General features: G+C 69.4%; 16 protein-coding genes. 3 read left to right on the top strand and 13 right to left on the bottom strand.

What is annotated here, in order from left to right:
- Window positions 1-33: 33 nt before the first annotated feature.
- The 10 genes from P5G46_RS13665 to dapA all read right to left on the bottom strand — a co-directional run bounded on the left by P5G46_RS13665 (window position 34) and on the right by dapA (window position 10081).
- Window positions 34-843 carry a regulatory protein RecX gene (locus P5G46_RS13665; protein WP_239276622.1) on the bottom strand — a complete coding sequence of 270 codons (810 nt, stop codon included), beginning with the start codon at window positions 841-843 and terminating at the stop codon, window positions 34-36.
- Window positions 843-1892, bottom strand: coding sequence for a recombinase RecA (gene recA, locus P5G46_RS13660; RefSeq protein WP_239276623.1), 1050 nt, complete (start codon window positions 1890-1892; stop codon window positions 843-845). The genes P5G46_RS13665 and recA overlap by 1 nt, the downstream gene beginning before the upstream one ends.
- 307 nt (window positions 1893-2199) lie before the next feature.
- Window positions 2200-2424 (bottom strand): DUF3046 domain-containing protein, encoded by a 225-nt coding sequence (locus tag P5G46_RS13655; RefSeq protein WP_239276624.1) that lies wholly within the window; start codon window positions 2422-2424, stop codon window positions 2200-2202.
- A gap of 9 nt (window positions 2425-2433) precedes the next feature.
- Entirely contained in the window at window positions 2434-2742 is a 309-nt protein-coding gene (locus P5G46_RS13650) for a helix-turn-helix domain-containing protein (RefSeq protein ID WP_138174360.1), read from the bottom strand.
- A 164-nt stretch (window positions 2743-2906) separates the two neighbouring features.
- Entirely contained in the window at window positions 2907-3434 is a 528-nt protein-coding gene (locus P5G46_RS13645; protein WP_239276626.1) for a CinA family protein, read from the bottom strand.
- Window positions 3431-4018, bottom strand: coding sequence for a CDP-diacylglycerol--glycerol-3-phosphate 3-phosphatidyltransferase (gene pgsA / locus P5G46_RS13640; RefSeq protein ID WP_239276628.1), 588 nt, complete (start codon window positions 4016-4018; stop codon window positions 3431-3433). Before pgsA ends, P5G46_RS13645 begins: the two co-directional genes overlap by 4 nt.
- Window positions 4018-6702 carry an FtsK/SpoIIIE family DNA translocase gene (locus tag P5G46_RS13635; RefSeq protein ID WP_239276629.1) on the bottom strand — a complete coding sequence of 895 codons (2685 nt, stop codon included), beginning with the start codon at window positions 6700-6702 and terminating at the stop codon, window positions 4018-4020. Before P5G46_RS13635 ends, pgsA begins: the two co-directional genes overlap by 1 nt.
- A 79-nt stretch (window positions 6703-6781) precedes the next feature.
- Entirely contained in the window at window positions 6782-7273 is a 492-nt protein-coding gene (locus P5G46_RS13630; protein ID WP_239276631.1) for a GNAT family N-acetyltransferase, read from the bottom strand.
- Between the two features lie 76 nt (window positions 7274-7349).
- Window positions 7350-9026 carry a ribonuclease J gene (locus P5G46_RS13625; protein ID WP_239276632.1) on the bottom strand — a complete coding sequence of 559 codons (1677 nt, stop codon included), beginning with the start codon at window positions 9024-9026 and terminating at the stop codon, window positions 7350-7352.
- A gap of 77 nt (window positions 9027-9103) precedes the next feature.
- Window positions 9104-10081: a 4-hydroxy-tetrahydrodipicolinate synthase gene (gene dapA, locus P5G46_RS13620; protein ID WP_239276633.1), complete on the bottom strand. Its 978-nt coding sequence runs from the start codon at window positions 10079-10081 to the stop codon at window positions 9104-9106.
- 108 nt (window positions 10082-10189) lie between these two features.
- On the opposite strand from dapA, the gene P5G46_RS13615 reads away from it, so the two are divergent.
- Window positions 10190-10726, top strand: coding sequence for an NUDIX domain-containing protein (locus P5G46_RS13615; RefSeq protein ID WP_239276635.1), 537 nt, complete (start codon window positions 10190-10192; stop codon window positions 10724-10726).
- A 28-nt stretch (window positions 10727-10754) separates the two neighbouring features.
- Here P5G46_RS13615 and P5G46_RS13610 read toward each other — a convergent pair whose 3' ends face one another.
- The 3 genes from P5G46_RS13610 to P5G46_RS13600 are packed head-to-tail and all read right to left on the bottom strand — an operon-like array spanning window position 10755 to window position 12816.
- Window positions 10755-11510: an SDR family NAD(P)-dependent oxidoreductase gene (locus tag P5G46_RS13610; protein WP_239276636.1), complete on the bottom strand. Its 756-nt coding sequence runs from the start codon at window positions 11508-11510 to the stop codon at window positions 10755-10757.
- Window positions 11507-12010, bottom strand: coding sequence for a dihydrofolate reductase (locus P5G46_RS13605; RefSeq protein WP_239276637.1), 504 nt, complete (start codon window positions 12008-12010; stop codon window positions 11507-11509). Before P5G46_RS13605 ends, P5G46_RS13610 begins: the two co-directional genes overlap by 4 nt.
- Window positions 12007-12816, bottom strand: a complete 810-nt coding sequence (locus P5G46_RS13600; RefSeq protein WP_239276639.1) for a thymidylate synthase — start codon at window positions 12814-12816, stop codon at window positions 12007-12009. The genes P5G46_RS13605 and P5G46_RS13600 overlap by 4 nt, the downstream gene beginning before the upstream one ends.
- 179 nt (window positions 12817-12995) lie before the next feature.
- Between P5G46_RS13600 and P5G46_RS13595 the strand changes: the two genes are divergently transcribed.
- Window positions 12996-13433, top strand: a complete 438-nt coding sequence (locus P5G46_RS13595; RefSeq protein WP_239276640.1) for a TlpA family protein disulfide reductase — start codon at window positions 12996-12998, stop codon at window positions 13431-13433.
- Window positions 13426-13998 carry a DUF4395 domain-containing protein gene (locus P5G46_RS13590; protein WP_239276641.1) on the top strand — a complete coding sequence of 191 codons (573 nt, stop codon included), beginning with the start codon at window positions 13426-13428 and terminating at the stop codon, window positions 13996-13998. The genes P5G46_RS13595 and P5G46_RS13590 overlap by 8 nt, the downstream gene beginning before the upstream one ends.
- Window positions 13999-14083 lie beyond the last annotated feature (85 nt).

Raw genomic sequence — 14083 nt, 5'->3', positions numbered from 1 at the left:
ACGCCGAAGAGGTCGGCGGCCGCGCGGCGCACGTCAGTCGTCGGGCGTGAAGCGGACGGTCGAGGGCGCTGTGGGTCGCGAGGGCGGAGTCCGCCGAATTCCCGCCTCGGAGAGTGCCTGTCGGGCGGCGTCGAGAGACACCGATGACGGGTATCCGCGTCGGGCCAACTGCCCCGCGAGACGTCGGAGACTGGCGTCGTAATCCTTCCCGCCGACGCCGCGCGCCTTCGACCGAGCGAACTCGAGCGCACGCTCGGCATCGTCGTCGGGGAGCTCGGCGAGGGCGGCGTCGACCACCTCGCGAGGGATACCCCGCTTGCGCAAGGTCTGCGCGACGGCCCTGCGTCCCTGCCCGCGACGCTCGGTCGCCGACAGTGCGAGCTGCTCGGCGAATGCCTCGTCGTCGAGGTAACCGAGGTCGACGAACTTCTCCACGACCTCGTCGACAACGGAGGCCTCTATGCCCTCGACGCTGTTCAGCGCCGTACGAGCCTCGGCCAGCGAGAGAGAGCGTCCGCGAAGCTTTCGGAGCAGGAGCGCCTCTGCACGATCGCGAACGTCGTCCGGCGATTCGGCCGCCGCCACATCGTCGAATGCCGCCCCCGGGCGGGCCCACGAGGAACCGGCATCCGCTGCAGATCGCGGCACCTTCTCGTCCAGCGAAGCGCCGGACGACGGCGCTTCGCGGTGCACGCGCGGACCGAACAACGGAATCACCGGCGCGAGGGTGTCGTCGCCGGTCACCGCGCCTGCGGCGGTCGGAACAGTCGCGCCACCCGAGCCGTCCAGGCCGCGCTCCGACACGTCGGAGTCACGGCCCGGACGGCGCGTTTCGTCGATCATCAGGCGGGACGTCGGGCGGCCAGCTCGTCCGTGGTCGGTGCCGAAGCGGCAGGGGCACCGATGCCGAGCTTGCCCTTGATCTTCGACTCGATCTCGGCCGCGACGTCGGGGTTCTTGATGAGGAAGTTACGTGCGTTCTCTTTGCCCTGGCCCAGCTGTTCGCCATCGTAGGTGTACCACGCGCCCGACTTCTTCACGATGCCGTGCTCGACACCGAAGTCGATGAGGCTGCCTTCGCGCGAGATGCCGACACCGTAGAGGATGTCGAACTCCGCCTGCTTGAACGGCGGGGCCATCTTGTTCTTGACGACCTTCACGCGCGTGCGGTTACCCACCGCCTCGGTGCCGTCCTTCAGGGTCTCGATGCGGCGGATGTCGAGGCGGACCGACGCGTAGAACTTCAGCGCCTTTCCACCCGCGGTGGTCTCGGGGGATCCGAAGAACACGCCGATCTTCTCTCGCAACTGGTTGATGAAGATGGCGGTGGTCTTCGTGGTGTTCAGACCACCGGTGAGCTTGCGCAACGCCTGCGACATCAGTCGCGCCTGCAGACCCACGTGCGAATCGCCCATCTCGCCCTTGATCTCGGCCTCGGGCACGAGAGCGGCCACCGAGTCGATCACGACGAGATCGATGGCTCCGGAACGGATCAGCATGTCGGCGATCTCGAGCGCCTGCTCACCCGTATCGGGCTGCGACACCAGCAGCGCGTCGATGTCGACGCCGAGCTTCTTGGCGTACTCGGGGTCGAGCGCGTGCTCGGCGTCGATGAACGCCGCGATGCCGCCGGCGCGCTGCGCGTTCGCGATCGCGTGCAGGGTCAGCGTGGTCTTTCCCGACGACTCGGGCCCGTAGATCTCGATGATGCGGCCACGAGGAAGGCCGCCGATGCCGAGGGCCACGTCGAGGGCGACGGAGCCGGTGGAGATGGTCTCGATCGGCGCGCGCTCGTCACTGCCCAGTCGCATGACCGAGCCCTTTCCGAACTGCCGGTCGATCTGGGCGAGGGCCGACTCGAGGGCCTTCTCGCGCTCTGCGGGTGAGGGCATGACGTCTTCTTTCTTCTCGCGTTCCGTCGCCTATAGGCTGTCGCGCTCCCCACCGACGATGGGGATGCCCGACAAGGCGTTCAGAGTGTCGTTCGACGTCGTCCACGTTAGAGAGGGCCTCCGACATCAGCGCAGGAATGCCCGCCTTCGGTGGACGAAAGCGTCCGAAACTCCGATGTGAAGGAGCCTACGCTCGAATCGAACGAAGATTCGATGACACGCCGGTGAATCGACCTCGACTACCGAATCCTCGCCCTGGGGAGATTTCAACGCTCCCTGGCCGACCGACCCCCACCGGCATCACGGTTCAGCGACGACGAGGATCCAGCCGGCCGACCCCGTAGCGACGCTCGGCCGGCACGTCGGTCTCCTCGCAAAGTGCGAGCCACACGTCGCGCGGATCAACGCCGGCGGCCAATGCGTCGACGCTCGTCCTTCCCCCGACGGACGATAGGACGAGATCGGTCAGGAGAGAGCCCCCACGCGGGCCGAACTCGTCGGCCACCGCGCGATCGAATTCGCTACGACGCATCCCGCGACGTCAGTGCAGCGACAACTCGGGCTCGACCGCTGCCACCAGGTCATCGGGAACCACATCCGGGAAGGTCTGCAGGCCTTCCAGCACGGAGAGCCGATCGCCGACCTCGCGCATGATGGTCGAGATGGGGACGTCGAGGGCCTCGGCGACTGACGCGAGGATCTCGCTCGACGCTTCCTTCTGGCCACGTTCGACTTCGCTCAGGTACCCCAGAGCGACACTGGCGCGGCTGGCAACCTGGCGAAGGGTGCGCCCCTTCTGCTGGCGGAGCTCACGCAGGACCTCGCCGATCTCTTGACGGACCAGGATCATGTGAACCCCTCCTCACTGCCGATTCCCCCGCTGCCCGGGTGGTCAACGGTACAACACCTTTCCGGTCACCCTAATGCCGCGCGCTGGGCACTGGATGGGAATCGCTGACAACAACGGGCTTGTGCCATGATTTGTTCCCCCGCTCGCCGCCTATCGAGAAGTCGTCAGAGCGCGGCGAGAGCCCGCCGAAGGGCGATGTGCGTCGCCTCGCGCCGCACCCGGTCACGGTCGCCGGAAATCACCAGCGAATCGACCCGCGTGCCGAGGGGCGTTGACACGGCGATATGCACCGTTCCTACCGGCTGCCCGTCCTGCATCTCTGGACCGGCGACGCCGGTCGTGGCGATGCCGACGTCGGCCGGGCTTCCGTCCCGGCCCAGGACGTCACGGACGCCTCGTGCCATCTGTCGCGCCACGCGCGGGTGTACCGCGCCGTGGGCCTCCAGAAGAGCGGGGTCAACGCCGAGGACGCTGCGCTTGAGGTCGGTGGCATACGCCACGATCCCGCCCCTGACGGCACGCGAGGCTCCCGCCACGTCGACGAGAGACGAGACCACCATTCCGCCGGTGAGGGACTCCGCGACCGCCACCGTCCAGCCGAGTTCGACGAGGCGGTCCAGCAGCACGGCCGCCGTCTCGCGGGGTTCTCGCACGAGTGTCTCGTCGAGGTCGTCGGGGACGCCGTCGATCATCGGCGGTTCCGCTTCGCCCGGGCGCCTCGCACCTCGGACACCACGTAGTCGATACCCGAGGCGATCGTGAGAACGACCGCGATCGTCATGGTCACCGTTCCCGCCCACCACACGGTGGACTGCCACACCGCGGCATCCGACAACGAGGCGAAGGGGAGGAGCGCGATGGAAAGCGCGACGGCTTGCGCCACTGTCTTGAGTTTGCCCATCCACGCGGCGGCGAGGACGTGGTCGCTGACGACCATGAAGCGGTAGACGGTGATACCGATCTCGCGGATGAGCACCACGACGGTGACCCACCACGGCAGTTCGCCCAGGATCGACAGGCCGACGAACGCCACCCCGGTCAGGGCCTTGTCGGCGATCGGGTCGAGAAGCTTGCCGAGGTCGCTCACGATCTCATAGCGCCGTGCGATGTACCCGTCGACGCCGTCCGTGGCGATCGCCACGATGAACAGGATCGCCGCGGCCCAGCGGAGCCCTCCCCCGGTACCGCCGTCGACCAGCAGCATCCAGAGGAAGATCGGGGCGCACAGAATGCGCACGATGGTGATGGCGTTGGGCAGCTGCGGGTGAACGGCCATCAGTCGCGCCCCGTCAGCTGCCAGGCGTCTTCCGATCCCTCATCGTCCTCGACGGTCGGGATGCCATCGAACTGCGCTTCGACCGGATCCCCGCCGTACGGGTCGTCGTCGGCGCCGGCGGGAGGCTCCTCGCCGCGCAACCGGGCGAGCACCGCGGGCAGCTGTTCGTTCGTCACGAGCACGTCGCGGGCCTTCGAACCCTCGGACGGACCGACGATCTCGCGCGACTCGAGCAGGTCCATGAGGCGCCCCGCCTTGGCGAACCCGACTCGGAGTTTGCGCTGCAGCATCGACGTCGAACCGAACTGCGTCGAGACCACGAGCTCGGCCGCGGCCAGCAGGAGCTCGAGGTCGTCACCGATGTCGGCGTCGATCTCTTTCTTCTCGGCGGCCGCCTGGACGTCGGCCCGGTACTCGGGCCGCGCCTGCTGGGTGACGTGGGCGACGACGCGCTCGATCTCCTGTTCGCTGACCCACGCCCCCTGGACACGGACCGCTTTGGACGCACCCATGGGGAGGAAAAGCCCGTCTCCCTGGCCGATGAGCCGGTCGGCACCGGGCTGGTCGAGGATGACGCGCGAGTCCGTCACGCTGGTGACGGCGAATGCGAGACGAGAAGGCACGTTCGCCTTGATGAGGCCCGTGACCACGTCGACGGACGGACGCTGGGTCGCGAGCACCAGGTGGATGCCGCTCGCGCGAGCCAGCTGCGTGATGCGCACGATCGAGTCCTCGACGTCGCGCGGGGCGACCATCATGAGGTCGGCGAGCTCATCGACCACCACGAGCAGGTACGGGTAGGGCTTGAGCACCCTCTCGCTTCCGGCGGGCAGCTGGATCTCACCGGCCACGACCGCCTTGTTGAAATCGTCGATGTGACGGAAGCCGAACGACGCGAGGTCGTCGTAGCGCATGTCCATCTCTTTCACGACCCACTGCAACGCCTCGGCGGCCTTCTTGGGATTCGTGATGATGGGCGTGATGAGGTGCGGCACGCCCGCATACGAGGTGAGCTCGACGCGCTTGGGGTCGATCAACACCATCCGCACATCGGACGGCTTCGCCCGCATGAGCAGGCTCGTGATCATGGAGTTGACGAAGCTCGACTTCCCGGAGCCGGTGGAGCCGGCCACCAGGAGGTGGGGCATCTTCGCGAGGTTCGCCACGACGAACCCGCCGCCCACGTCTTTGCCCACACCGATCGTCATGGGGTGGGTCGAGGATGCCGCGGCATCCGACCGCAGGATGTCGCCGAGCGTGACGATCTCCCGATCGGTGTTCGGGATCTCGACGCCGATCGCGCTCTTCCCCGGGATCGGGGCGAGGATGCGCACTTCGTTGGAGGCGACCGCGTACGCGATGTTGTTTGTCAGCGCCGTGATGCGCTCGACCTTCACCCCGGGTCCGACCTCGATCTCGTACTGGGTCACCGTCGGGCCGCGGGAGAATCCCGTGACCCGCGCATCGACCTTGAACTGCTCCATGACGCTCTCGATGGCGCGCACGACCGCGTCGTTGGCTGCGGACCGCTCCTTCGGGGGCGTCCCGGCGGCGAGGGCGGTGACCGAGGGCAGGCGGTAGTTGGCGGACGGCGGGACGCCGGCGTTGTCGCCTCCGAGCCCCGATATGCCCGGGAGATCATCGTCGGTGTCGACGTTCGGGGAATCGTCCTGCAGGCCGCGTCCCGTGGTGACCCCCGCCAGCGCGGAGGGGTCGATGACCTCGGTCATGGCGTCGGGCGCCGGCGGCAACGGCGGGCGCGCGGGCGGAGCGGCGGGGGCCGCGGGAGACACGACCGGCGACTCGAAGCCGCCCTGAGGCGCCCCCGGTGTGAGCAGCGTCGTCAAATCGTCGGATCCGAGGTCGCCATCCGCGTCCTCTTCGCGTCCGGACTTGTTCCGCCGCCACCACGGCAACGACTTCTCGGCGGGCGTCTCGTCGTCGGCGTCGACGGGGAGGACCGCGGTCGTCGCGTCTTTCTCGACTCGCTCGGCACCGAACATCCACGCGTAGAGATCGCCCAGGCGCTGGCCGATGCGATTCGGCGGGGTCTTCGTGAGGATCAGGACACTAAGGATCGTCAGCACCGACAGAGCGATGTACGCACCGACATCGGTGAGGACGAGAGCAAGCGGCTCACCGATCAACCAGCCCCCCAGCCCGCCGGACAGGCTCAGCGTCGGCAGGCCCTCGCTGGGCGCCGGCCGCCCCCCGGCGACGTGACAGAACCCGGCCATCGAGATGACGAAGAGCGCGAAACCGATGCCGATGCGCCCGTTGTCGTGGACGGAGGACGGATGCCGGAACAGCCACCCCGCCAGGAGCAGGAGCAGCACCGGGAAGACGAAGGCCACTCGACCGATCGCGCCTCCGAAGCTGTAGGCGCTGATGGTGGCGGCGACGTCGGTGCCGATGAAGAACCACTCGACCACCGCGCCCAGCACGGCGAGGACGACGAGGAAGAAGGGGAACCCGTCACGCCGCTGGTCGCGCTCGAGGGTCTCGGGACCGAAGACGCGGAACATCCCCCCGACCCCGTGGGCCAGCCCGGTCCAGGCGCGGACGGCGACCGGCGGCTTCTCGGGCTCGTCGACGTACCGCTTGGGCGCGGGCGCGGACGCTTTCGATCGCGCCTGTCCCTTCGCGGGTGCGCGACCGCCGGACGTGGACGTACTGCGGGGCATTCCTCCACGGTAGGCGGGGTGTCCGACATTCGCGCGGACCGACGCGGGGTTCGAGACAGGACCGATACGCGGCAGCGGTTCAGCGCAGCGTCTTGACCATCACGTCGCGCCCCTGGCCGGCCCGTGTGACCGCAAAGCCCTCGCTCCGGTAGAAGGTCCGGGCGAAGTTGTCCCTCTCGACGCTCAGACTGATCCGGGAGTAGCCCTGGTCGCGGGCGTGGGCGACCAGGCGCTGCAGCAGCGCGCGCCCCACGCCGTGCGCCCGCCACACCGGCCGCACCCCGATGATGAGCTCGGGAACGCCGGTTCCCACCCACCCGAAGCCCGGCTCGCCCCGCGGAAAGAGGCGGTACCAGGCCGCGCCGATCGCCTCACCGGCGGGTGACTGAGCGACGAATCCGGCGTCGCCCGGTCGTTGCCACCCCGCGACGTAGCGCTGATGGTCGGGGTTGCTGAGCACCTCGTATCGCGGCCGGGCGCTCCCGGCGCGCCAGTTGGCGGCCTCGACCGTCATGTCGGCCAGGAACACGCCGTCGGACGGGAGTGCCGCGCGGATCGGGATGGCGGGCATGCCCGCATGATACCGATGCCGACGAGGGCACCGCGGCCGGTCCCCCCTTCCGCCGCGGCGAGAGAGGGGACGGACCTCACGCTTCGATGACGAGGGGCACGATCATGGGCCGGCGTCGCAGCGACTGGTTGACCCAGCGGCCGATCGTGCGGCGGACGACCTGGGACAACGCGTGGGTGTCGCGCACACCCGACTGCGCCGCCTCGGCGAGCGCCGCGGCGATCTTGGGCTTGACGCTTTCGAACACCGCGGAGTCCTCCGCGAACCCGCGCGCGTGCACCTCGGGACCCGAGATGATCTTGCCCGTCTGCCGGTCCACGACGACGATCACCGAGATGAAGCCCTCTTCGCCGAGGATCCGACGGTCCTTGAGGTCGGCGTCGGTGATCTCGCCCACCGACGATCCGTCGACGTAGACGAAGCCGAGGTCGAGCTGTCCGACGACCTCGGCGCGCCCGTCGCGCAGGTCGACGACCGTGCCGTTCTCGCCGAGGATCGTGTTCTCCGCGGGGATGCCCGTCTCCTGCGCGAGCTTGGCGTTGGCCATCAGGTGGCGGTACTCGCCGTGCACGGGGAGCACGTTCTTGGGCTGGAGGATGTTGTAGCAGTACAACAGCTCGCCCGCCGCGGCGTGCCCCGAGACGTGCACCTTCGCGTTGCCCTTGTGGACCACCGTGGCGCCGAGCTTGGTGAGCCCGTCGATCACGCGGTAGACGGCGTTCTCGTTGCCGGGGATGAGGCTGGATGCCAGGATCACCGTGTCGCCCTCGCCCGGCTCGATCGCGTGGTCGAGGTTGGCCATACGGCTGAGCACCGCCATCGGCTCGCCCTGCGAACCGGTCGACATGTAGACGATCCGATCGTCGGGCAGGTCGCGCGCCTTCTTGTAGTCGATGAGGACGCCCTCGGGCACGTTCAGGTAGCCGAGGTCCGCCGCGATGCCCATGTTGCGCACCATGCTGCGTCCCAGCAGCGCCACGCGCCGTCCGTGCGCGTGCGCGGCGTCGAGGACCTGCTGGACGCGGTGGACGTGGCTGGAGAAGCTGGCGACGACGACGCGGCGCGGAGCTCTGGCGATCACCTGATCGAGCACGGGGCCGATGGCGCGTTCGGTGGGCGTGAAGCCGGGGACGTCGGCGTTGGTGGAGTCGACGAGGAAGAGGTCGACGCCTTCCTCCCCCAGGCGGGCGAACGCACGAAGATCCGTGATGCGACCGTCGAGCGGGAGCTGGTCCATCTTGAAGTCGCCCGTGGCCAGCACGAGCCCCGCGGGCGTGCGGATCGCCACCGCCAAGGCATCCGGGATCGAGTGGTTCACCGCGATGAACTCGAGGTCGAAGGGGCCGACCTGCTCGCGCTGCCCCTCCTTCACGGTGAGGGTGTACGGGCGGATGCGGTGCTCCTTGAGCTTCGCCTCGATGAGGGCGAGCGTGAGCCCGGAGCCGATGAGGGGGATGTCCGACTTGAGCTTCAGCAGGTACGGCACGGCGCCGATGTGGTCCTCGTGACCGTGGGTCAGGACGACGCCGACGATGTCGTCGAGGCGGTGCCGGATGGGCTCGAAGTCGGGCAGGATCAGGTCGACACCGGGCTGGTGCTCTTCGGGGAAGAGGACGCCGCAGTCGACGACGAGGAGTTTGCCCTCGTACTCGAAGACGGTCATGTTGCGTCCGACCTCGCCGAGGCCGCCGAGCGGGACGACCCGCAGCGTGCCCGGGGCGAGTGCGGGGGGATCGTAGACGGTCGTGGGCATTCGGTGCCTCCTCGGATGCCGCCGCGCGGCATCCCTTCGTGTGGCGTCCCAGGCCGCGGTTCGGCGGACGCCGATGCTTATCTGGTGGTGCCGTGCACCTTGGGCAGTGCGCCGCCGGCGGCCGCGTTGCGGTCGGGGCGGAAGTTGGAGAAGTCCGCGCCGGGCACGTCGCGCACGAGAGCGAGCTCGTCCTCGATGGCGGCGGCTTCCCATTCCTCGGGTCCGACCAGGGGCAGGCGCACGCGCGGGCTGCCGATGCGGCCCAGGCCGTGCAGGATGTACTTCGCCGCGACCGTGCCCGGCACGTGCGTCATGACCGCACGCACGAGCGGCTCCAGACGCTGGTGCGCGGCGGTCGCCGTGGCCAGGTCGCCCCGGTTCACGGCATCCACGATCGTCCGGTACGGCGCCGCGGCGATGTTGGCGGTGACCCCGATGAGGCCGGATGCGCCGATCGACAGGTGCGGCAGGACATTGGCGTCGTCGCCCGAGAAGTACATCAGGTCGGTCTGATTGAGCACGCGGCTGACCTCGCTGAAGTCGCCCTTGGCATCCTTCACGGCGAGGATGTTCGGGTGCTTGGCCAGGCGCAGGATCGTCTCGTACTTGATCTCCACGCCCGTGCGTCCCGGGATGTCGTAGAGGATCACCGGGAGGTCGGTCGCGTCGGCGACGAGACGGAAGTGCGTCAGGATGCCGGCCTGCGTGGGCTTGTTGTAGTACGGCGTGACGATCATGATGCCGTCGGCGCCGGCCTTCTCGCTGGCCTTGTAGAGCTCGATCGCGTGCGCGGTCTCGTTGGAGCCGCCACCCGTGATGATCTTCGCGCGTCCGGCGGCGACGTCTTTGCCGACCTCGACGAGGCGGAGCTTCTCGGGGTCGGTGAGAGTCGAGGTCTCGCCCGTGGTCCCGGTGACGACGACACCGTCGGCGCCCGCGCTGACGACGTCGTCGATGTGCTTTTCGACGGCGGGCCAATCGACCTCGCCGTCGGCCGTCATCGGGGTGACGAGCGCGACGAGCACCTGACCGAAGGGGTTGCCGGAGTGCGTCATGGTCTCAGGTTATCGGTTCGACCTGCCCGCGCCCCGGTCGAGCCCGTGCGTGGAGACGTTCCTCGCGCGACCGACGGCGACGGATCGTCCGCGCCCTAGGCTGACCGCATGGCCTGGACCACCCGCTCATCGCGCACCGTCTACGAGAACCGCTGGATCCGGGTACACGAAGATGAGGTCACCGGGCCGGACGGCGAGGGCATCTACGGCGTCGTCCAGATGCAGCAGCCGGCTGTCTTCGTCATCGCTCTCGACGACCGCGAGCGCGTGTGCCTGGTCGAGCTGGAGCGCTACACCACGGGGCGTTCGCTCGAGGTACCGGCAGGCGGCAGCGACGGCGAGGACCCCCTCGTCGCGGCGCAGAGGGAACTGCACGAGGAGACGGGCGTGACGGCGGCACGGTGGGAGCACCTCGGCCGGATGAACGCGCTCAACGGCATCGCGGTCGCTCCGGAGCACGTGTTCCTCGCGCGCGACCTGCGCATCACGGATGCCGCGGTGTCCCAGCGGGAAGAGGGCATCGAGGCGGTCCGCTGGGTGCCGTTCGCCGATGCGCTCGACCTCGTAGCCGACGGGACGATCTCGGACGGCGAGACGATCGCGGCCCTGGCATTCGCCGGCATCCGGTTGCACCGCTTCCGCTGAGGCCCGTTCGCCGTGCGGGCCGCCGACCTCACCGGCCTCGCGCCGCGGCGCGGACGACGACACGGTCGGGCAGGACGCGGGATGCCAGGACGAGCAGCTTGTACCGCAGCGACGGCACGGACACCGCACGTCCGCGCGCTGCGTCGCGCAGGCCTTCACGCACGACAGCGCCGGCGTCGAGCCACATGCCCGGCGGGACGCCCTCCTGTCCCGGCGGGAGACCGAGGCGTTCGTGGAAGTTCGTGTGCACGAAGCCGGGGCACACGGCGGTGACGGTGACACCGCGCGGACCGTAGGCCGCATTCGCCCACCGGCTGAAGGAGATGAGCCAGCCCTTGGCCGCGCCGTACGTGCCGCGCGGGATGAAGCCCGCCACCGACGCGACGTTCACGATGCGTCCACCGCCTCGCCCGAGCATCACCGGGATGGCCGCGTGGGTGAGGCGGAGCGCGACCTCCACGTGGAGACGGAGGTGGCGCACCTCGTCGGTGACGGCGTTCTTCTCGAAGGCGAGATCGAGACCGAAACCGGCGTTGTTGACCAGGATGTCCACACCGGCGGCCAGGCGGGCCTCGACCGCGGCGAGGTCGTTGTCGTCGAGGAGGTCGGCGCGGAGGATCTCGACGTGCCCGCGCGACCGGGAGCGGATCTCATCGGCCACCCGGGACAACGCGTCGTGGTCGCGGCCGACGAGCACGACACCCGCGCCGCGGTGGGCGAGCTGCCGCGCGAACTCCGCGCCCAGACCGGAGCTGGCGCCCGTGATGAGCGCCGTGCGCGTCATGGGCGCCCCGCCGGGACGTAGGTCTCGAAGCGATACCGGATGCCGGTCCGCGAGAGGTGCCAGCCCTCCTCGGGGTCGGCCCCCGTGCGGGCCCATCCGTCCAGCGCGGGGGCGAACGTGTCGCCATCGACGTCGAGATCCAGTCTGGTGACCTCGAGCACATCGGCGCGCGGGATGGCGTCGGCGTAGAGCCGGCCGCCGCCGATCACCCACACGTCGGCGGTGGTCGACAGATCCAGCGCAGCCGCGAGAGAGCCGGCGCGCTCCGCTCCGTCGTCCGACCAGTCGTCCGACCGCGAGACCACGATGTTGCGGCGTCCCGGGAGAGGACGGAATCGCGGCGGGAGCGACTCCCACGTCCGACGACCCATGATGACGTCGGACTCCCCCGTCACGCGGCGGAAGTGCGCCAGGTCTTCGGGCATGTGCCAGGGCATCCCCCCGCGGGCGCCGATGACGCCTCGATGCGCCTGCGCCCAGACGAGACCGACCCGCGTCATACGGCGACAGCCGCGCGGATCGCCGGGTGGTGCTGATAGCCCTCGAGAACGATGTCGTCGTAGGTGTACTCGAAGATCGACTCGGGCGTCCGCGCGAACCGGAGGGTCGGCGCGGGGTACGGATCGCGCGAGAGCTGTTCGATCACCTGGGCGCGGTGGTTGTCGTACACGTGGCAGTCCCCGCCCGTCCAGACGAACTCCCCCGGCTCGAGTCCGGTCTGCTGCGCGACCATGAGCGTGAGCAGCGCGTAGGACGCGATGTTGAACGGCACGCCGAGGAACATGTCGGCGCTGCGCTGGTACAGCTGGCAGGAGAGCTTGCCGTCGGCGACGTAGAACTGGAACAGCGCGTGGCACGGCGCGAGCGCCATGTCGGGGATAGCGGCCGGATTCCACGCGGAGACGATCAGACGCCTCGAATCGGGGTCGCGGCGGATCTGCTCGATCACCTGCGCGATCTGATCGATCTCGCCCCCGTCGGCCGTCGGCCACGACCGCCACTGCACGCCGTACACGGGGCCGAGTTCCCCCTCGGCATCCGCCCACTCGTCCCAGATCGTCACACCGTTTTGCTGCAGCCAGCCCACGTTGGACTCGCCGCGGAGGAACCAGAGCAGCTCGTACACGATCGACTTCATGTGCACTCGCTTGGTCGTGATGAGCGGGAAGCCGTCGGCGAGGTCGAATCGGATCTGCCGTCCGAACACGCTCGTCGTGCCGGTCCCGGTGCGATCGGACTTGTGCACGCCCGTCTCGAGGACGTCGCGGAGAAGGTCTTCATACGGCGTGGGGATGTCGGCGGTCACGGCTGTCACGATACTCGGGCCCTCCCCGGCTCGGGGCGTGCACGTCGACAGCCGGGATGCCGTGGAGCGTTTGAGGAGAAGGGTTCCGCCTGGGCGTCCGCTGGACAAACCCCGGGCGAAAGCGTCATTCTGCGACGCATGGGCCCTCGCCCGCGGTGCGCGCGTTAGCGTTGTCGGTCGTGGACCTGACTTTCGCTCTTCTCGCGACCGCCGCGCTCATCGTCGCGGCCGTGGGCGCCGGTATCGTCCTCCGCCGCTCGCAGGGCCGAGCTCGCACGGTGGACTCCACCGAGATCGTCGACCCGCGCCGCCTGGGCGCCGACGCCCTCGGCGAGCAGGCGACCCTGCTGCAGTTCAGCACCGAGATGTGCTCGCGCTGCCCGGGCGTCCACCGCATGCTGTCGGAGATCGCGGGCGATCGCGACGGCGTCCGCCACCTCGACGTCGACCTCACCCACCGCCCCGACATCGCGCAGCACTTCCGCGTGCTGCAGACGCCGACCACCCTCGTCCTCGACCGCCACGGTGCGATCCGGACGCGTTTCGGCGGTACGCCGGGACGTGCCGTCGTCGAGCTCGAACTGAGCCGCCTGCAGGAGGAGTCCGCCCGTGCCTGAGACACCGCGCATCGACGTCCGGGGGCCGCGGTTCGCGGCATCCATCACCGCCGTCCTCCTGCTCGTGGCGACCTTCCTGTCGCTCATCGGCATCTCCACCGCCCGCGCCGACGTCGGGTGGTTCGCCTACCAACCGCTCTCGGGCGAGAGGTACGCCCCCGACACCTGGGCGGTGTCGGTCGCACCGCTGGTCGCCCGCATCGCCGACCCCGGCTTCCTCCTACTCCTGGTCGTGGCCGTTCTCTTCGCGTGGGGCGTGGGCTCGCCCCGCACCGCGCCGTGGGGCGTCCTGTTCCGTCGCGTCGTCCAGCCGCGCCTCGCGCCGCCCGCCGAGTTCGAGGACCCGCGCCCACCGCGGTTCGCCCAGGGCGTCGGTCTGTTCGTCACGGTCGTCGGGCTCGTCCTTCACCTTGCGGGTGTGCCGTGGGCTCTGCCGATCGCGGCGGCGATGGCTTTCGTCGCAGCGTTCCTGAACGCCGCGTTCGGACTGTGCCTCGGATGCCAGCTCTACCTCGTTCTGCAGCGCGCGGGGCTCATCGGCCGACGCCGGCCCTCGCCCGCCTGACGCCGCGCTCGGTCTCACCTGTCAAGACCTCCGAACGCGCGGATGCGCGGACTACGCTGGCGATCGCCGCAGCCGCATGGGGCTG

Source organism: Microbacterium mcarthurae (genome assembly GCF_046064585.1).
Lineage (GTDB): Bacteria > Actinomycetota > Actinomycetes > Actinomycetales > Microbacteriaceae > Microbacterium > Microbacterium mcarthurae.
The sequence above is the reverse complement of the archived record's forward strand: the minus strand, read 5'-3'. Positions and strand labels throughout refer to the sequence as shown.